Origin of the sequence: Thalassotalea ponticola (assembly GCF_041379045.1) — a bacterium.
Classification (GTDB): Bacteria; Pseudomonadota; Gammaproteobacteria; order Enterobacterales; family Alteromonadaceae; genus Thalassotalea_A; species Thalassotalea_A ponticola.
In genome coordinates, this window is sequence record NZ_CP166871.1 from 1,669,921 (window position 1) to 1,689,594 (window position 19,674).

Here is a 19,674-nt window from a genome sequence, read left to right on the forward strand (position 1 = left end):
TAACTGCAACCCTGATAACCCTGTGGCAATGTAGGTGAACAGTTACCTACTCACAAAGTTATACAATTAAAAGAGTGTTGAATTTCCCCGTCAGCACGCGGGTAATTTGAACTAATTGATATATGACATTTCTATTTATCCACAACGTGACGATGGTAAGGGTTATTAGGGCCCTTTGTGGTTTCGAGATTAGACTTTGATGGTCAGCTGTATAACAGGGTGATCACGGATAAGTAGACTCGTTAACACATCGTATATTTTGTTGAGCAGTACAGGCCAAGTATTGCGCTGTTAAATAAAGCGAATTAGATTTATTAAAGTCAGTGAGGTTTGGACAGATGTTTTATTAAAAGAGGATTATGATGATATTGACAGCAGATCGAAGAGATAAAATGCTTGTCATGTGAATAATTGAAACAGCCATCAGCGGCGCTCGCCGAGAAATTTGTACTAGCTAAACCGATAGCGTTAAAACTGTTGAATAAAGGTGACATTCTGTACCAATGCTCACAGGGGCTATGGCGAATCTTTGGCTAACGTTGATTGAGTAGCAAGGTCAGTGTGTAACGTGGCATAGTGGCCTTTTAGAGCGATGTTGTTGGTGACATGAATTAGTTTAACGAAATTATTACATTAGCAAATGAAATGACACCGGTTGAATAAAGTTGATCTGAATGTATCTGAGGTTTAAGTGTTGAATATAGCATTGGTTGACGCTAGCCAGATGAGACTGGCGTCCGAGATCAAAAAAGCCCTGACATTAGTCAGGGCTCTTAAATATGGTCGGGATAGCAGGACTTGAACCTGCGACCTCACGTCCCCCAGTTTCAATTCTTCCTAAAGTGTAAATTTCACAATCAAACAAACCCAATATAAACAAGGGTTTATTGTTTTGTTGATATTTTCCATCTTGCGCATTTTTGCAAATCTTTGCATAAACGTGTGCGATATATGTGCGATGAGAATTAATTTAATTCTTAAGGTCGTCATTATGTCAAAATCATTATCCGTTGCTATTTCAATATTAAGTCATAAAAACACAATCAAGCTCTTTGGTTGTCTCATATTCAATCCTTCGCGATTAACTGAGCCTGCTCATAAAAAGATTCTGAATAAAATCGTTAAAGATTCAAAACTCTCTCCCGACCAGCTTGCCCAAATTGTCAATGACTGGTGGCAGGGGAAAACGGCATATATAGCAATAAATCATCAAAACATCTCTGGATTACAAGTACGACTGTATAAAGCTGATTTTAATAAGTCAGGTAAAAACATCAAGGCACTTAACGTTAACCAGCAAGGCAGTGTGTATTACCGTTATCGCAATAACGAGACACAAAAGCTAGTTTCAACCAAACTGGGACACTTCGATCCCGCATTATTTTGTGACATAGTGAAAGCAGTAAAACAAATCAAAGCATCAAATGAATTGGGTATTCAGCTATTAACTAAATCAAAAAATCACTCAAAATCAAACGTTCCAACAATTACTTTGCATGAATTCCTTAAAGGGCGTTTTCTTGAAAAGAAGGTAGAGGAAAACCCTAAAACGGCTGACAAAAAGGTCAAGGTAGTAACGCGTTACTTTTCTAACTTACTGAAACTTAATATTAAAGAGGTAAACGCTGAAAAAATTAGAGCTTGGCTAAAATCTAAAGAACGAAAACTAACACAAAAACAAATAAATGCCGGAGAAAGCCGTTGGGTGTTAAAACCGTCAACACTCAAAGAGGCTATATGCACCATCCGCTCATGCGTTCAGCTTGCCAAAGAAGATGGTCTTATCAGTGATCATGATTTATATACACTGCCTAAATTTAAAATGGATAACGACATAATCCGGTATCTGTCAAAAGATGAAGAGCTTAGGTTGTATAAAGTCTTGAACCAAAGAAATCAACAAAAGTTAGAGCAACGGATAAGCACAATAGAGCACAGAAAAATGCGAGGCTTACCGACACCGCCAAATCTTGACGTATGTGCATTTGCCGATCATGTCACCCCCTTTATTATTCTGTTCAAAGAAACTGGTATACGCCCAGGTACGATAATGAACTCTAAGTGGACGGATATAGATATGGAAGCAAGGTTTTTCAGGATTCGAAAGTCCATAGATAAAAGGGCACTCGCCAATTTTGTACCACTAAACGATTTAGCGTTTTCAGTGATAACAGAATGGCGAAAACACCATATACACAAAGAGTGCAGGTTAAAGGTTGAAAACAGGAAAGATGCTTGGTTATTCCCATCTCCGCAAGATCCCAAACACCAACTAACATCGGTTAAGACAGCTTGGACAACGTTGATCAAACAGGCCAAAATTGAAAATTTTAGGTTTTACGATCTACGCCATGACTTCGCGTCAAAAGTCATGATGCAAACGGGTAATATCTACTTGGTCAGCAACTTACTCAACCATCGCCAAGTTGAGACAACCAAACGCTACGCACACTTAATGGATGAATCCAAAATTAAAGCGGTTAAGTTACTCGATTTATATCGAGATAACTCAACGCTTCCGGATTTTCTGAAGAGCCGATAACGATAACGGCTCTTCAATACAAAGTTATTACCTATTTAGTAAACCGTAAATGGAATGCCGCGTTCATCCGGTTTAAAGCTGTAACTCTTAGGGGCTTTATCGTTTTCACTTAGCGAGCGCCCCTTAAGTACCGAAAACTTGCGAATGGCTTTATTTTTATCAAAAGATAGAGCAATGGTCACATCGTTAATGATATCGAAATCCACTGAACCTAATACTGTCTGGTTTTTGGTAAGGTGATTTACGTAAATCACAGTTGTGCCGAGCGCTTTCAATTTTAAAAACATGGTAATTAATCCAGCGACGTCGTCGGCGTTGGAGATGTTGCTGCCAAAGCTATTTGTTTTAAGGCTATCGATAACCACCACGTCATGCTTCGCCATCAACTGAAATAATTCATCGTCTTCATTGATGGTACAAATATTTGCCATCAGGCCGCCGCTAAATTCCCGATTTATGATACTGAAATTGTTATCCAATAATTGTTGTTGGGCGTTTGGTGCAAGTGACGTTATTTGTGAAAACCGTTGATTTATGTCATCTATTGGCAGTTCGCCGTCAAGTAGCAGTAACTTTTTAGGTGAGGGGACTGCTTCTTTAAAAAATTCCGTCCCTGTGGCTAGTGCAAAAATCAGCTTGTACAACCAATAGGTTTTACCTACTCCGTGTTGCCCAGCAATTTCAATTAAATCGCCAGTAGTGAAGTATTTACCCCAAAGCGGTTTTCTCGCAATCCCACGTATCGCTTTAAATTCACCAAAGGATTTAGCGACGAGTGAGCCATAGCCATCAATCTCATTGGCATTACGAGTCGCCTGAACAGTGGCTTGTATTTCATTTTCAAATAGATCGAGTTGCTTCATAACATTCCTTGTTTTTGTTAAGTGTAAAAACACATAGATGCAACCCACGCGAATTTTTTTAAAACACGCACGCTTTTCGACCGCACTGTCCTTTAACTGCCCCCCTAAAGGGGGAAGTTAAAGGCATACTGCAAGTAATAAAAACAAGCATTGCAACGCAATTGCGTAAAAAGCAATTTCGAAGAAATTAAACAAAAGCGGAAGCCTGAAAATATTGAAAATTATTTTAGGCGAGAGCATTTTGGCACAAAATATAAAAAAGCGCCCGAAGACACCCTGCAAGTGTGGCGGAGCAAATGGGTTTTCGTTTTCACTCGCCTCTTGGCGTTAGAAAACACATTTGCTCCGCAACCGTAGGGCAGACGGAGGGCGCTGAATAAGCCATGTTTTTGGTGAAGCCAAAAGCGCTGTGGAAAGCGACGAGTCGCTTGCAGCAAGCAATGGTTTATTCAATACCATGAAATGGTAAAGGCGATTTTAAAATCGCTTGTCTTTTGTTGATTGCCTGAAAGAAATCAATTGTTTGTCTTGTAATTCAAGACAATCCCCCTGTGACTCTCCTATGTATTATTAAAAGGAGCAAGTTTATGATTTATCATCAAGAGCGGGGGATACCGCAAAAATATCAAAAGTCGAATTCGACACAAGCACGCCACAATGCAAAGCAATATTCTTTATTGGATTGGATTTATCGTTTTGGTTTTACGTCGGTCTCAGTGATTGAGTTACTTTGGGACGTTGACCGTTCTGTTGTTAACCGAATGGTTAAACGACTAGTTAAAGATGATGTCATTAATGAAGTTGCCACCTATGCAACACGAGATAAACGTATATTTTTATTAAAGCCAAAAGCAGTACGAATGTTGGAAGAACTCCATAATGAACAGCTAAAATACAATATCAAGCCAAGTACCATCAATCCAAAATCAGTCACTCATGATCTTATAACTCAAGCTATCGTCGCTATAGGAATTCAGCAAGAGAAATACGCATTTTTCATTACTGAAAGAGAGCAAGAAAAAGATTCTAAAGGTAAAAAAAGAAGAGTGGATGCAATTTGTTATCAAGTGTCGGACGATGACAATAATTCTGGCGAGGTTATCGCCATTGAAGTCGAATGCTCAAGTAAGACGATAATCCATCGCCTAGATTTATTGAGACGCTATAAACGAGCCATTGAATCTGGCGAAAACTTCAACAAAGTGCTTGTATTTTCTCATAGAAGGAGATTTGTTAAAGATGCCGAGAGGGTAAACACTAAACTGATTGATAAGCCAGAGAATGAATTGGATCGTGAGTTTTTTTCACAGTCAATCAAATACATTTATAGCAAAGAACTCATTTCGATTCTCTATAATAAATTTTGGTAAAATTTTACCAACATGACTTAGTAAATGAAATAAGCCGCTAACAAGCGGCTTATTTCGATGTTCTCTAATTTTAATCTATGTCCAGCTTATAACTGGGGGAACGAATAACAGCGTACCGCCGAGACCGCTCTAGAGGCTAGGGTTCTGCGTACCTAGTTTTTAGTAGTGCCTAATTAAGGCCCCCGCTTGCAGCAGCGAGAAAGTAATATCCAGTTATTTATATATAGATGCCGGACTGGGAAATTAATGCAGTTTCATTAAAAAGGAGCCAATAACGGCTCCTGAGATTAGTTTGTTTTACAATAATTATCGTATGCTAATTGCCAATATGACTTGCTGATGTCGTTGAAAAACGCATCTTGGTTGAGTAAAAACACTTCTTTAAAGTCTTTAGTTGAAACATTATCGATGCAGTATTGCTGTATTTCTTCAGCAAACACGTGCATAACGATGTCTAAACGCTCGAACACTAGATATTGGCATTGTAAGCCATCCGGCATTTTCTCTTGAAATGCTTTACTTAGACCAATGCCATTTATACCGAACGCGCCAATATGCAAATAAATGCCTTGCTTCGTGTCCGGCTGCCACAGCATAGCCACTCGCGCGGCATCATCCCACGGGGATTTGCTTCTGCGAGAGTAATTTTTGTAAAATTCGATCGTGTCGCTCATATTAATTCCTTTAGTTATTGACCTTTCCAATAACTAGCCTCGTTATGAGCGAAATTTACTAAACCGCGTAAAAGAGCAAAAGGCGATTGACGTCAATCTAATTGATACCTCCCTTAATTGATTTTTATTCGTGGGAGGGCGCTTTGTATCTCAATTCTGTGTTAATGAAACTAAGGGTTAAATGATCATATTCTTAGCTAATACCGTGTCGCACCAACTTGAAATACTTTACGCACCATCAGAATACGCAATTTGGTAAAAATAAAAAAAATGAGATTATGCTAACTTTTTAAGTTTCTATTTGGTTTACCAATCGTCAAAGCCTGAGCAACTTGAGTCGAAAGAATCAAAACTGCTCGTGTTATCGAATGATGAATAGGAATTGTCGATTAAACAGGTTGAGTGCAGGCTATCATCCATTGAAGTAACACCATAAGGATTACCGTTGATATCAACAGAGCCAACCATTGGCGTGCCATCAATATTAACACTAGGATCTGATGAACTAGTGATATCAGCATGGGTAGTTGCACTAACATCAATAGAGCTAGATATACCACCAAATAAAAAATTGAACAATCCCAAAAATAACCTTCCTTCTTACAATAAGTTAACGTTTGCTTTCCTTTACTAAGTATAAGATTTCTGATACTTTCTGAAAGCATTTTCGTTTTGTACAAAACTATAAATGCTTAGCTCTAAACCTTTAGCTAGGGCATTAAAATCTCTTCGAATTTTTAGGTAATTAATTAGTTTGTTTGACAGGAAGTGGAGTAAGCTATGCCTTCTATAAACAAAAAAGACTTGAGTGAAACTGATATCATCACAAAGTTTATTTTGCCATCGGTAAAAAAATCTGGCTGGGATGATATGACACAAATCCGTCAGGAAGTTAAGCTTCGTGACGGTAAAGTCGTAGTTAGAGGCATGGTTGCCGCACGTAAAAAAGTTAAAAGTGCAGATATCGTTCTTTACCATAAACCTTCAATTCCTTTAGCTGTTATAGAGGCTAAAGCCAATAAGCATGAAATTGGTAAAGGAATGCAGCAAGGGTTAGATTACGCCAATTTACTCGACGTTCCTTTTGTGTTTGCAAGCAATGGCGACGGTTTTATCTTTCATGACAAAACCAACACCCTTCAATTAGAGACAGAACTAGCGTTAGAAGATTTCCCAACACCTGAACAGTTGTGGAATAAGCTCTGCTTATACAAAGGATACCAACCAGCTCAACTTCCAGTTATCACTCAAGATTATTATGATGATGGTTCAGGTAAGTCCCCACGCTATTATCAATTACAAGCCATTAATAAAACGGTAGAAGCCGTATCGTCAGGCAACGATCGCATACTACTGGTTATGGCAACAGGTACAGGAAAAACATATACAGCGTTTCAAATTATTTGGCGTTTATGGAAATCAAAAGCCAAAAAACGTATTTTGTTTTTAGCTGATAGAAACGTACTGGTTGATCAAACTCGCATAAATGACTTTCAGCCATTTGGTCAAGCCATGACTAAAATTACGGGGCGAAAAGTAGATCCTGCTTATGAGGTGCATCTTGCACTTTATCAAGCTTTAACAGGGCCTGAAGAACATCAAAAAGCATTCAAACAGGTAGATCCTGATTTCTTTGATTTAATTATCATTGATGAGTGTCATCGTGGCAGTGCTTCAGAAGATAGTGCCTGGCGTGAAATACTAGAATACTTCTCTTCTGCAACACAGATAGGTTTAACAGCAACCCCTAAAGAAACCAATGAAGTATCTAATATCGACTACTTTGGAGAGCCTGTTTATCAATACTCATTAAAAGAAGGTATTGAAGATGGTTTCCTAGCTCCTTATAAAGTTGTTCGTGTTGATATTGATGTTGATTTACAAGGATGGCGTCCAACCAAGGGCATGGTTGATAAACAAGGTCATGAAGTAGAAGATCGGATTTATAACCAAAAAGATTTCGATCGCACACTCGTTATTGACGAGCGTACCCAACTTGTCGCCGAAACAATCACCAACTATTTAAAACGCACAGATCCAATGGCTAAAACCATTGTGTTTTGCAACGACATTGATCACGCTGAACGTATGCGACGCGCGTTGGTAAATTGCAACCCTGAACAAGTTGCTAAGAACGACAAATACGTAATGAAAATAACAGGCGATGATGAGATTGGTAAAGCTCAATTAGACAACTTTATTAATCCTAAGAAAGCTTATCCAGTTATTGCCACAACCTCCGAACTCATGACAACAGGCGTTGATGCCAAAACCTGTAAATTGGTTGTACTTGATCAAAACATTCAATCCATGACCAAGTTTAAACAAATCATCGGTCGTGGAACTCGTATAGACGATAAGTTCGGCAAGTTATGGTTTACAATTTTAGATTTTAAAAAAGCCACAGAATTGTTCGCTGATGAACGCTTCGATGGTATACCAGAGAAAATCATCACAACTAAGCCTGTGGACATTAACAATCCAGACTCAGATTTTGATGATACGATGGAAGATCCCGCTAATAATAACGAAACCAATGAACCGGACTCAGGTTATAACACCGGAGGGGAGAAAGAGTCTAACCCACCAGGGCAAGGCGGAAATAATGATTGGGGTGAAGATGATGATAAGATCAACAAATATCATGTAAATGGTGTAAAGGTCAAAAAGCTCGGCGAGCGTGTTCAGTATTATGATGAAGACGGCAAACTCGTTACTGAGTCATTTAAAGACTATACCCGTAAAACGCTAACTAAATCATTTAGCTCCCTTGATGAGTTCGTTCGTCGTTGGGATGAAGCAGAACGCAAACAAGCAATTATCGACGAACTAGCCGATGAAGGCATTATCTGGGAAGTATTAGAACAAGAAGTGGGTAAAGACCTAGATCCATTTGATATGATCTGCCATGTGGTTTTTGATCAACCACCACTTACTCGTAAAGAACGCGCTAATAATGTCAAAAAGCGCAACTATTTCACTAAATATGGTGATATGGCGCAATCTGTATTAAACGAGTTACTCAATAAATACAGTGATGAAGGCGTTGCAGCCATTGAAAGCAAAGATGCCCTTAAAACAGGCAAAATTGTTGAACTTGGTCGTCCATTAGAAATCGCCAAAAAAGGATTCGGTGGTAAAAAGCAATATGAATCCGCAATTATCGAATTAGAAAAAGCTATTTATGAAATTCAGCCTAACAAGACAGCCTAGTTAAGGCTCAGTTAGGCTGCATTATCCAATTTATATAAAGAAGTATTTAACATGTCTATTAGTACAGTTATTAAGTCCATCCAAGATATCATGCGCAAAGATGCTGGTGTCGATGGCGATGCACAGCGTTTAGGTCAATTATCATGGTTACTTTTCCTAAAAATATTTGACGCTCAAGAAGAAGAGCTTGAATTCGAAATGGATGACTATCGTGCGCCAATTCCTGAGCAATACTTGTGGCGAGAATGGGCCGCAGATGCAGAAGGTATCACGGGGGATGAGCTTCTTAATTTTATTAATGACGACTTATTTCCAACACTGAAAAACTTTACCGCACCAATTGACAAGAATCCGCGTGGATTTGTTGTAAAAGAAGCCTTCTCTGATGCGTTTAACTACATGAAAAACGGTACGTTACTTCGCCAGGTGATCAATAAACTTAATGAAGTAGACTTTACCGACTCAAAAGAGCGTCATTTGTTTGGTGATATTTACGAGCAAATTCTACGAGACTTACAAAGTGCGGGTAATGCTGGCGAGTTCTATACTCCTCGCGCGGTAACACGCTTTATGGTAAACCGCATAGATCCAAAGTTAGGCGAGCAAGTTTTCGATCCGGCTTGTGGTACAGGTGGTTTTCTAGCTTGCTCTGTTGATCACGTAAAAAATAATTACGTGAAAACAGTAGCTGATCACAAAACACTGCAAAGCCAAATTCATGGTGTCGAAAAGAAACAGCTACCGCACTTATTAGCCACAACCAATATGATGCTGCATGGTATTGAAGTTCCAGTGCAAGTTAAGCATGGCAACACTTTAAACAAACCATTATCAAGCTGGGACAGCGATTTTGATGTTATCGTCACCAACCCACCGTTTGGTGGTACGGAAGAAGATGGCATCGAGCAAAACTTTCCATCAGAAATGCGTACGCGTGAAACGGCCGACTTATTCTTACAGCTTATTGTTGAAGTATTAAAAGATGGTGGCCGTGCAGCTGTAGTATTACCAGACGGCACCTTATTTGGCGAAGGTGTTAAAACCAAAATTAAAAAGCTGTTAACCGAAGAGTGTAACCTTCACACCATTTTAAGATTGCCTAACGGCGTATTTAACCCGTATACAGGTATTAAAACCAACATCCTATTTTTCACCAAAGGCCAGAAAACAAAAGATATCTGGTTTTATGAGCACCCATATCCTGCGGGCGTGAAAAACTACTCTAAAACCAAGCCAATGAAGTTCGAAGAGTTTAAAGCTGAAATTGAGTGGTGGGGCGATGAAGCAGATAATTTTGCTAGCCGTGTTGAAAATGAACACGCTTGGAAAGTATCGATAGATGAGGTTATTGAACGTAACTTCAACCTAGACATTAAAAATCCACACGTAGGAGAGCAAGTAAATCACGACCCAGATGAACTACTTGCACAATATCAATCTCAGCAAAAAGATATTCAGCAATTACGCAACCAATTAAAGGGCATTCTAGCAGATGCTCTTTCATCAAATGATGAGGGTAAAGCGTAATGTCTGTCGAAAATTTTATTACAGATAATTTGGATATTTGGACATCGGCAGTTAAGACCAAATCGGCATCAAGCAGAGGCAGCTCAAACAAACTTGAGCTTTATGGGATTAAAAAACTCAGAGAGTTGATTCTTGGGTTAGCTGTATCAGGAAAATTGGTAGACAGAGATTTTAGCCACGAACCAGTGGAACAACTGATTGAACAGATTTCTTCAGAAAAAGAGCTATTAGTAAAAAATAAAAAGATAAAAAAGCAAAAAGTATTTCCTGCTGTCGAAGAGAAAATAGTTCAAAGCTTTCCTGAGCATTGGAAGTGCACGGTTTTGGGAGATATTGGATATTGGGCTATTGGCTCAGGTATTCCGACAGCAATTCAGGGAGTGAAAGGAGAAGAAGTTCTTGTTTGTAAAGTTAGTGATATGAACTTGGATGGAAATGATAAATTTATTAAAAGTACGACTAACACCGTTTCGAAAAACACTGTCGAATCTAAAAAGTTAAAAGTGCACGGCAAATCTACAGTTATTTTTCCTAAGATTGGTGGTGCTATTGCTACCAATAAAAGGAGAATGCTAGTTCAAGCTACAGTTATCGATAACAATTGTTTGGGTATTACACCATATTCTTCTGTTTTTGATGAGTACCTTTACATATACCTATGTTCAATAGATATGGCACAATATCAAGCTGGAACCTCAGTTCCAGCACTGAGTCAAGCCACATTAGAGCTAATTCCTTTTGGACTGCCTCCAATTGAAGAACAGCGAGCAATAGTAAAAAAGGTCAATGAGTTACTGGCTCTTTGCGATCATCTTGAATCAAAAACTGAATCAAGTATTGAAGCGCATAAAACCCTCGTTGAAACGTTATTGGCGACGCTCACCAACGCCAAAGACGCTGATGAATTAAACGAAAGCTGGCAACGCATTAGCGAACACTTTGACACCTTATTCACCACCGAAGACAGCATCGAGCAGCTAAAACAAACCATCCTGCAACTTGCAGTAATGGGCAAACTGGTAAAACAAGATCCTAACGACGAACCAGCGTCGGCATTGTTAGAACGAATAGCTGAAGAAAAAGAACAGCTAATCAAAGATAAGAAAATCAAAAAGCAGAAAGAGTTAATGCCAATATCTCAGGAAGAGATGGGATTTGAATTACCCTCTGGTTGGGTGTGGTGCAAATTTGGAAGTTTAGCTGAATTTATCAATGGTGATAGAGGAAAGAATTATCCAAATAAGTCTGAATACGTCTCAGATGGAGTTCCTTGGATAAACACAGGTCATATTGAAAAAAATGGAACTCTTTCTAAACGAGATATGAATTTTATAACGCCAGAAAAATTCGATTCATTGAGAAGTGGCAAGGTTGAAAAAGGGGATCTTGTTTATTGTTTGAGAGGGGCAACATTCGGCAAAACTGCATTTGTAGAGCCTTTTAATTTCGGAGCGATTGCTTCATCATTGATGATTATACGACTACATAAACTTGAGCTTAATAAGTTTGTATATTGGTATCTTATTAGTCCATTTGGGAGAAGCCAAATTTTCAGGTTTGACAACGGCTCTGCCCAACCAAATCTATCAGCTAATAGCGTAAAGCTTTATGCATTTCCGTTACCGCCTATCGCAGAACAAATAAGAATTTCTGAGAAAATAAATCATTTATTCGAAATTTGTGACAGTCTGAAATCTAGAGTTCGCCGAGTAAGAGTTACACAAAAGAATTTATCTGATTCGATATCATCTTCACTCGTAAACTAGCCAATTAGTAACAAGGACGTTAAATGAAACTCATTAATGAAAAATATCGCGCATTAAAACCTTCTTTAGATTATTTAACTGATGAAGTTGTTATCGCCCAAGCATGGAAGAAAACACATGGCTATATACGCTCTTTTAACTGGTACGCAGATACCTTAGCACTTGATATTTCTGCTTTAACAATAGAGGAAAATGCCAAGATATGGGCTAAAGCCTTATTAGAAGGTAAACCATTAAATGACTTGGAGTTAGTGCCCGCCGCTAAGAGCGAAAACTGGGAAGTCTCTAAAAAAGGGTGGACTGTTAAAGATGGTGAGCGAAAAGCGAAAGATGGAAAAGATAAGTTACCTATTAGACCTTTAGCCCACTTAACTATACGAGACCAGACTTGGGCTACAGCTGCGATGATGTGTTTGGCGGATGCCGTTGAAACAGCTCAAGGTAAGTGTGAATATCTACCATTTGAAAAAGCCAGAAATAAGAAAGTTTATAGCTACGGAAATCGATTACTTTGTGACTGGAGCAAAGAGGATAAAGCTTGGTTTCGTTGGGGCAATAGCGAAACTTATCGCAAATTCTTTACCGACTATCAAAACTTTTTAAATCGCCCACTAGAAATAGGCCGAGAAGTTGCCAATGTTAGCTCAGGGAATGAAGATGTATATGTTGTGAATTTAGACTTGTCAAAGTTCTACAATACAATTGACATCGATATATTAATTGATCGTTTACAAGAGTTAGCTGTTGAATTTTGTCATGAATTACAAGATGATTTTTGGGACAGGCTAAGAGGACTATTTGCTTGGAAATGGCGTACTGAAGATTTAGCTGCAGCTAAAAAACTAAACTTAGATGATGAAGCTATCAAATTAGGTTTACCTCAAGGGCTAGTATCAGCTGGCTTTTTCGCCAATGCCTACCTGAATAACTTCGATAAAGAAGTTGGCTCATCTATTAGTAAGATAATCGATAAGACAACGGGCGTTACTTTACATGATTACTGTCGATATGTTGATGATCTTAGGCTTGTAGTGTCTGCTGACAATCAGTCAATTTCGGCTATTTCAGAAGCCGTGAATCAGTTCATTGAAAAAAAGCTGCACTCACATGGCGGTGAAAAGTTAAAAATAAATAACAAAAAGACCAAAGTAAACTTGTTATCTGATCTTGATAATAAAGGTAGCATGGCAAATAGAATTAAGCTTTTGCAGAGTGAGTTAAGTGGCCCTACTGATAGAGACTCTATTGATTCTATTACTGGCGTTTTAGAAAACTTATTAACTATTGAGAATGAATCTCTAAGCTTTTTAGATGACGGAACGCCTGATGCTAGCTTATTGTCGATAGCAAATTTCGATCATGATATTAGACCCGATACCTTAAAACGGTTTGCTGCGAATAGACTGGAGTCTATTGTTCGGAGCAAACGAAAAATGAGTTTTGACGGTGATGAGTCGAGGATTTCGCTGTCAGAATCTGAAAATGAATTACTAGCTAAAAAGCTGATTGTTGCTTGGATGAAAGATCCTTCTTTAGGCTTGGTTTTAAGAAAAGCAATTGAAGTTTACCCTGATGCTGATTTGTTTGAGCCTGTATTTGAATCAATTTATCAACGAAGCAGTTTCAGCGACGCTAAGAAAAGCAAAGACACTACAACAGCTGCGATAATGGATTATTTATTAGCGGACTTGTTCAGGTGTGCAAGTGACTTTAACGGCTATTTTCAAGTAATAAAATATCCAGCTAAATTAGAACCAAATTCTGTCATTGAACTACTAGTAAGATATGCTCAAAAAATAATTCCTAAAGCAACTAAGTTAACGTTTGTTCAGCGCCAAGCGTTAATGCTACTGGCTGTAGTTAATAAGCCTGTACTTATAGAACTTGGTTCTAATTCTATTCAGCAGTCTTTGCACAAGATCCTAGCGAATAACCCTGAAGAGTATCGTTCCCAGCGAGCCGCGTTATTTGAAGTCGCAGCCCAAATTACAGGTCACTTTGATACCTTTGCATCGTTATTTATTGAAAATATTTCGGCATTAAAGGATAAGAGAGTTGCTGCATTAGCTGTATTTGCAAAGCGGGGTGGCCCATTTTGGCTAGCGTTATGGAAACAACTAAAGAAACAAAAACTAACTACACTAATTAAACAGCTAAAGTGGGCAGAACCTGCTGCAAACTCACTACCGAAGCCAAGAAAGCAGTTACTTTCTAAAGTTATCACTTCTGAATTAAATGGATTTAGGTTTGAGCATGGCGCACTGAAATTGGCACTGGGTTTGTTAGATCTTGCCGCTGAAAAACCAAATATTATTGGAACTTCGCCAAACGCTATTAATGTTTCGTTCGAGGGCAACGATTCTTGGGATGAAATTTGGAAAAATAATATCAAGGCGATTAAGTGTTCTGCTACTGTTGGAGTGAAAGACCCTCGTTTTGTAGTACCAACTTGGGTAGATGCACTAAGTGACCCAGATAACGCAGTCCTGTACTGGATTGGTAGCATATTGCGAGCGGCGGTATTAGGTGGCGCAGATTATACAAGCACTCAATGGAAACCGAGCAAGACGGTAACTTACAAAGGGTTAAGAAGTAGTTGGTATAAGAGGCGTATGGGCATGATTCATGCGCCAGAAGCATTGATTGGTGAATATGCTACAGTCAGTGACTGGTTCTCAGATTTATTAATGCGTTGCCTCCAGTGGCCTGGTTTTGAATCTTCATATGTAAAAAGTTTAGATGTTCAGTTGATACAAGATTTAGAGTCTTTTAAGAATTGTGTTGAATCACGCTTAGATAAATTGAATGATTTAATGTGCAAGTCAAGCGAATTACCAGCGCTACCTACTGAAGTTCATCGTCCTAATAAATTCGACAAAGACTTTAGAATTGTTACAGTTCAACAAATTCTTCCTAAGACTACTGATTTTAATCCCTCAGATATTGAGTTAAACCAGCCCAAGATTCGTGCAAAACATAGAGAGCACTTAGCTTCGATATGTAGCCTAACGTTAAAAACGTTAGAGGCTAAACGAATTGCCGATGAGCAAGACAAAAAACCAACTGCTGATTTAATTGTTTTCCCAGAAGTCGCCGTTCATATAGATGATCAGGACTTAATTAAACGCTTAGCAGATAAAACCAATGCCATTATATTTGCTGGTTTGGTATTTACAGACCACAAAGGCAAGCTTGTAAATATTGCTAGGTGGTTTATTCCTGATTATCGAGAAAGCGGCCGCCAATGGGTGATTAGAGATCAGGGCAAACATCACATGAACCAAAATGAGGTTCTACTAGGTATAACAAGCTATCGACCTTGTCAGCATATTTTGGAAGTTCACGGCCATAGTGAAGGGCCATTTCGAATAACAGGTGCAATATGCTATGACGCTACAGATATTAAACTGGCAGCTGATTTACGAGATAAGACTGATTTATTTGTTGTAGCAGCGCATAATAAAGACGTTAATACATTTGATAATATGGCTTCTGCGCTTCAATGGCATATGTATCAGCATGTCGTAATCTGCAACATCGGTGAGTTTGGTGGTTCTACAATTCAAGCACCTTATAAGCAACCGTATGACAAGCTAATTTCTCATGTTCATGGCGTAGGGCAAATATCTATTAATACTGCTGATATTGATCTAGCAGCTTTTAGGCGACCTAAAAAAGCTTATAAAGAAGTGAAAGCCAAGCCAGCAGGTGTAAAATAACAAGTCATTATTTGGAGGACAAAGTTATTAACCATTTAGGTAGTGCTGTGCATAAGGAAAGCACTACCTAAAAGTAAAATGAATAAGTTTTAACTCGATCTGTCAGACTCGATTAACAGAACTCAATCAAATCTGACAGTCGTAAATGTGTCATTATCTACCCGTCATCCTTGCGAAGGCAAAGATCTTCTTAGTACCTGAAGCTGCCGCTCGGAGCAATGAGAGGGTTAGTTCGATGTCTATGTTAAATATTCTACTTGCCCATCTAAAATAGTGTATATATTCAAAGTAGGGTTTACTTTATTTATTTCTTTTACATCATTCAAAAAACTTTCGGGATTATCGAACCTATAATAAACGCCCGTCTGATCTAGGAACTCTGAAAATTTAATTATAGGGAAGGAATTAGTTACTTTCTCTATTAATGAAAACATTTCTTGAGCTTTCTCATGGTCAAATGTCACATCAAAATTTAGGCCTCCCGCCATAGAGTCTTTAGTGGCATTCTTATAAATCGCTCTGTAAGCCAAAAGGAGCGATTTCAACGTTTGTGTATGAAATGAATTTGCCAAATTAATGTAATTTATTGCTAGGGATTGCAATTCAACCGAAAGGCCGGAACCGTTTTCATTTAAAGACTTTTTAAGGGCTAAGTAGGCGTTATCACTAAGTTTAAATTCCTCTTCAACTCTTCCAAGGTTTGCAGCAGCATACAGCTTATACCCAGATAACTCGCATTTCTTTTCTTTACTGTAACGTATAGAGAAATTACGCAATCCAGATTTGAAGAAGTCATGATTTTCAGAGTCAATAAACTCTTCTAAATCTAGTATTTGAGAAAAAGAAAAGAAGAGTGTTTGATGATACTCATACAATCGCTTTGCAACTCTTAACTCTATCGGTTGCCGAAATTTCTTTTCTCGCTCTCTTGCTTGTTCGTTTATTATATCTGCTTCTTCAGAAGCGACCCTGTGTGCCAAGGAGTTTAGGTAAACACCGATAATAAATATTCCAAGTAAAGATTCCAATGAGACCAGTAACATTCCAACCCAATGGTTAGGTGATATATCTCCAAACCCTAATGTAGTTATTGTGACAACACTAAAATAAAGAGCTTCATACCAAGATAGTGGTACTTTAAAAATGAAATCTAATAGCGCGTAAAAAACTGCGAATAACAGAGTAATTGCGAAATATATATAAAGAAATACAAAAGGGTTTTTCATTAGGCGCTTCATGATTTTATAAACTCCTTATATACCCTCTGTGGTTTTGTAGCAGGTTGCGCTTAAATGTTCATGTGTCAATATATAAATAGACTATAGAAAATTGTCTTTCCGCCAGCAATTATATTCTTTTCTATTCTTCGACGACGGCTATTAGTAAACTCGCGCTGATCAAAATCCCAATATTAAATGTCCGCTCATTGTTTGAAAGAGTCACCGCCTTCACGGTGGTGACCGTCTGCATCTCGACATAGCTGTCTGTCAGATGAAGTCCAAACCTATTCATCGAAACTGTAAGATTAGATATGAGCTAGTACAAGTAAAATGTTAAATTGGTAACATTTTACTTTCACCAGTATACAGCGAAAACACAGGATACTGAGCCACGTAATCATTGGCAGCGCTTGCCTTTGATGTTTCTAATACTCGCGCATATCGTTTGGTTGACTTGGCGTCCTTTTGTAGCAGCAGGGCCTGCGTAGTCTGAATGTTTTTATAAATTTTAGTAACCAATGTCGCAAACGTGTGGCGTGTGTCGTATAAAACGAAATCTAGGTTGTATTGCTTTTTGAAGCTCGTTAACGCGTTTTTGTAGCTAACGATATGGCATCCGTTCTTTACCGGTGATGGAAATAACCAATTACCGGTGCTTTGTGTGTGTACAGAATGTTTTTTCCACTCGCTTAATAGCGCTAGAGCTTCATCGCTTAACGGAAGATATTGTGTCTCCTTTATTTTGCCTTTGGTAGCTCGGATCCTAATATTCATATTTTCCTTATCAATGTCTGACCATTTTAGGGCCAGAGCATAAACAGGGCGCAAACCTGTTGAAAGACATAGCAGAACGAGGGGGGCGAGATAGTCTGAGAACTGACAATTTTGTTGATTATCTTTTAATTTGCGTTCATCACGTTGTTTAAGGCTCTGTATTAGTATTTGGATTTCAGTATCGGTGAGATACTTGTCACTTTCGTTGTCTATTTTAAATTTCAGCGCTTTATCCCATAAAGAATCACAACACTTGAATAAGCCTGTATATGAGGCGGCGGCTTTTAGAGCGCCTCTCAAAGTACAAACCCAGTCTTTGATCGTTGACTCTTCTACCGTGTATGGGCTTTCGTTATTCTGAATTTGTGTAGCCGTTCTTTTACGTTTATAGGTATTAACAAAATCGATGAGCTGCTTCCCTTTAATTTCGTCCATTGGATAGCCCATTAAATGAGGGAATTTAGATTTTATTAAATCAATTTTCTTATTTACGGTTTGAGAGTTTCGCATGTAAAGGATGTTGGCATAAGTGGGTAAAAACTCTGCCAGTGTCGGTATTTTGTTAAAGGCGTCGATACCTTTGCACTTCAACGTCAATTGATTATAGGCATTAATATGCGTTATGAGTTTGTCTGCGAGAGATTTTGATAGATACCCGATTAATTCGTAGCGCGCATTCTTTTCGCCTGGGTAACGCCCTCGATGGTAAACAGCGACACCCTCTGGCGCTAATATATCAACCTGTCCATCCTTAAATTCGATGCTTTTTCGATATAGCCTAATATATACACCTTTTTCAGACATCACCTTAAATTCAAGCATTGGTGTGCGGCTGTTAATAAACGAATTCAATCGTTCATTGATGACTTTTGGGTTATTTTTCTCTGACTTTTGTAGCTGCAAGCTGTTCAATAACGATGCATCAAAAGACGCCGTTGGCAAAGATGCTTGCTTTAAAAGGTTAGTAATATTGGTGATCAATAAAAAAATGTTCATAAAAATCGTCCTCGGAAGTAATCGATATGAGAACGATACAAAAACTAAAAAAAATAAATAAATCGTGATTATGCTAACTTTATTTTTATTCCTTTAATAATCAACGTAGTAATTTTTTTTAATCAATTTTTTAGCATAATCTTTTTTTCTGGAATTTCGGCTTTCCTTTTTAAATATCTCTATTTGAGCAGTACAGAGATAAAACATGGAACCACTTTTACTTAATGAAAAACAAACCGCAGTGCTTTTAAACATATCAGTTAGCAAACTACAAAAAAGTCGGGCTAAGGGTTCACAGTTGATATCGCAAGGCCGAGTGCCTCCATTTGTTAAAGTTGATGGGAAAGTTCTTTATGTAAGAGAAGAAGTCGTTACGTTTGTAAATGGGCTTACTCGATTAGCTGAAGGCGGAAGGGCATTTAAATACACGGAAGTGACAATAAAAGAAGAGCCTGTTGTTGAAGAGCATTCATCTACTATTGAACTATCACCATCAGAATCTGTGATCCCAGATGATTTAATGGCAATGTGCGATTTTTTGAATTAACGACTATTTCCCGATTGCTACAATAGGGAATGGTGCTCATTATCATTCCTGTCATAAAAGGCAGATACTGGTGTGCTCCACCAGTATCTGCCTTTCCTATTTAAGAACCAAATCCTACCTTCGAAAATATCTAACCTTTGAATTTTGACAATGCAGCGCTGGTTCTCATAGCCAAAACTTAACACTTGCGAGTAACCTAATTGATTGACTAATATGGAAAAGAACTTGCTCATTTTTGCATATTTTTGCACGCAAAAACGATGCAAAGTGCGATATATGTGCGATGGAATGAATTTGGGTCGTAAATTCAGAAACGGCGGAAATAAAAAAAGCCTGTAAATACAGGCTCTTAAATATGGTCGGGATAGCAGGACTTGAACCTGCGACCTCACGTCCCCCAGACGCACGCGCTACCAGACTGCGCTATATCCCGATTGGGTTCATACCACTAGGATGAACGAGT

12 protein-coding genes and 1 tRNA gene are annotated in these 19,674 nt (G+C 38.4%); 7 read left to right on the forward strand and 6 right to left on the reverse strand.

From position 1 onward, the window contains the following. Positions 1–991: 991 nt before the first annotated feature. Entirely contained in the window at positions 992–2,542 is a 1,551-nt protein-coding gene (locus ACAY30_RS07125; protein WP_290250346.1) for a site-specific integrase, read from the forward strand. 35 nt (positions 2,543–2,577) lie between these two features. On the opposite strand, the gene ACAY30_RS07130 is transcribed toward ACAY30_RS07125, so the two are convergent. Further along, the gene (locus tag ACAY30_RS07130; protein WP_290250347.1) at positions 2,578–3,405 is read right to left on the reverse strand and encodes an AAA family ATPase; all 828 of its coding nucleotides are present in this window, start codon (positions 3,403–3,405) and stop codon (positions 2,578–2,580) included. Positions 3,406–3,992: 587 nt separating this feature from the next. On the opposite strand from ACAY30_RS07130, the gene ACAY30_RS07135 reads away from it, so the two are divergent. Continuing rightward, positions 3,993–4,775 (forward strand): helix-turn-helix domain-containing protein, encoded by a 783-nt coding sequence (locus tag ACAY30_RS07135; RefSeq protein ID WP_290250348.1) that lies wholly within the window; start codon positions 3,993–3,995, stop codon positions 4,773–4,775. Between the two features lie 287 nt (positions 4,776–5,062). On the opposite strand, the gene ACAY30_RS07140 is transcribed toward ACAY30_RS07135, so the two are convergent. Beyond that, a complete protein-coding gene (locus tag ACAY30_RS07140; protein WP_290250349.1) occupies positions 5,063–5,449 on the reverse strand; it encodes a hypothetical protein in 387 nt (128 codons plus the stop codon). Between the two features lie 306 nt (positions 5,450–5,755). Next, complete coding sequence (locus ACAY30_RS07145) at positions 5,756–6,034, reverse strand: hypothetical protein (RefSeq protein WP_290250350.1); 279 nt, start codon at positions 6,032–6,034, stop codon at positions 5,756–5,758. Between the two features lie 195 nt (positions 6,035–6,229). On the opposite strand from ACAY30_RS07145, the gene hsdR reads away from it, so the two are divergent. Genes hsdR through ACAY30_RS07165 form a run of 4 tightly spaced genes read left to right on the forward strand, consistent with a single transcriptional unit; the run spans position 6,230 to position 15,674 of the window. Further along, entirely contained in the window at positions 6,230–8,662 is a 2,433-nt protein-coding gene (hsdR, locus tag ACAY30_RS07150) for an EcoAI/FtnUII family type I restriction enzme subunit R (protein ID WP_290250351.1), read from the forward strand. Positions 8,663–8,713: 51 nt separating this feature from the next. Continuing rightward, a complete protein-coding gene (locus ACAY30_RS07155; protein WP_290250352.1) occupies positions 8,714–10,189 on the forward strand; it encodes an N-6 DNA methylase in 1,476 nt (491 codons plus the stop codon). Further along, entirely contained in the window at positions 10,189–11,955 is a 1,767-nt protein-coding gene (locus ACAY30_RS07160; RefSeq protein WP_290250353.1) for a restriction endonuclease subunit S, read from the forward strand. Before ACAY30_RS07155 ends, ACAY30_RS07160 begins: the two co-directional genes overlap by 1 nt. Positions 11,956–11,978: 23 nt before the next feature. After that, positions 11,979–15,674 carry a reverse transcriptase domain-containing protein gene (locus tag ACAY30_RS07165; protein ID WP_290250354.1) on the forward strand — a complete coding sequence of 1,232 codons (3,696 nt, stop codon included), beginning with the start codon at positions 11,979–11,981 and terminating at the stop codon, positions 15,672–15,674. A 239-nt stretch (positions 15,675–15,913) separates the two neighbouring features. Here the strand turns inward: ACAY30_RS07165 and ACAY30_RS07170 are convergent, their stop codons facing one another. Both ACAY30_RS07170 and ACAY30_RS07175 read right to left on the reverse strand, forming a co-directional pair. Further along, positions 15,914–16,900 carry a potassium channel family protein gene (locus ACAY30_RS07170; protein ID WP_290250355.1) on the reverse strand — a complete coding sequence of 329 codons (987 nt, stop codon included), beginning with the start codon at positions 16,898–16,900 and terminating at the stop codon, positions 15,914–15,916. A gap of 327 nt (positions 16,901–17,227) precedes the next feature. Next, on the reverse strand, positions 17,228–18,664 hold the full coding sequence (locus tag ACAY30_RS07175; RefSeq protein ID WP_290250356.1) for a site-specific integrase: 1,437 nt from the start codon (positions 18,662–18,664) through the stop codon (positions 17,228–17,230). Positions 18,665–18,869: 205 nt separating this feature from the next. Between ACAY30_RS07175 and ACAY30_RS07180 the strand changes: the two genes are divergently transcribed. After that, entirely contained in the window at positions 18,870–19,211 is a 342-nt protein-coding gene (locus ACAY30_RS07180) for a hypothetical protein (RefSeq protein ID WP_290250357.1), read from the forward strand. A 356-nt stretch (positions 19,212–19,567) separates the two neighbouring features. Here the strand turns inward: ACAY30_RS07180 and ACAY30_RS07185 are convergent. Further along, positions 19,568–19,644 (reverse strand) — tRNA-Pro (locus tag ACAY30_RS07185). Between the last annotated feature and the right edge of the window lie 30 nt (positions 19,645–19,674).

Coding starts and splice junctions, on each gene's coding strand:
- ACAY30_RS07125 (WP_290250346.1), top strand. CDS start 992: ATGTCAAAATCATTATCCGTTGCTATTTCAATATTAAGTCATAAAAAC.
- ACAY30_RS07130 (WP_290250347.1), bottom strand. CDS start 3,405: ATGAAGCAACTCGATCTATTTGAAAATGAAATACAAGCCACTGTTCAG.
- ACAY30_RS07135 (WP_290250348.1), top strand. CDS start 3,993: ATGATTTATCATCAAGAGCGGGGGATACCGCAAAAATATCAAAAGTCG.
- ACAY30_RS07140 (WP_290250349.1), bottom strand. CDS start 5,449: ATGAGCGACACGATCGAATTTTACAAAAATTACTCTCGCAGAAGCAAA.
- hsdR (WP_290250351.1), top strand. CDS start 6,230: ATGCCTTCTATAAACAAAAAAGACTTGAGTGAAACTGATATCATCACA.
- ACAY30_RS07155 (WP_290250352.1), top strand. CDS start 8,714: ATGTCTATTAGTACAGTTATTAAGTCCATCCAAGATATCATGCGCAAA.
- ACAY30_RS07160 (WP_290250353.1), top strand. CDS start 10,189: ATGTCTGTCGAAAATTTTATTACAGATAATTTGGATATTTGGACATCG.
- ACAY30_RS07165 (WP_290250354.1), top strand. CDS start 11,979: ATGAAACTCATTAATGAAAAATATCGCGCATTAAAACCTTCTTTAGAT.
- ACAY30_RS07170 (WP_290250355.1), bottom strand. CDS start 16,900: ATGAAAAACCCTTTTGTATTTCTTTATATATATTTCGCAATTACTCTG.
- ACAY30_RS07175 (WP_290250356.1), bottom strand. CDS start 18,664: ATGAACATTTTTTTATTGATCACCAATATTACTAACCTTTTAAAGCAA.
- ACAY30_RS07180 (WP_290250357.1), top strand. CDS start 18,870: ATGGAACCACTTTTACTTAATGAAAAACAAACCGCAGTGCTTTTAAAC.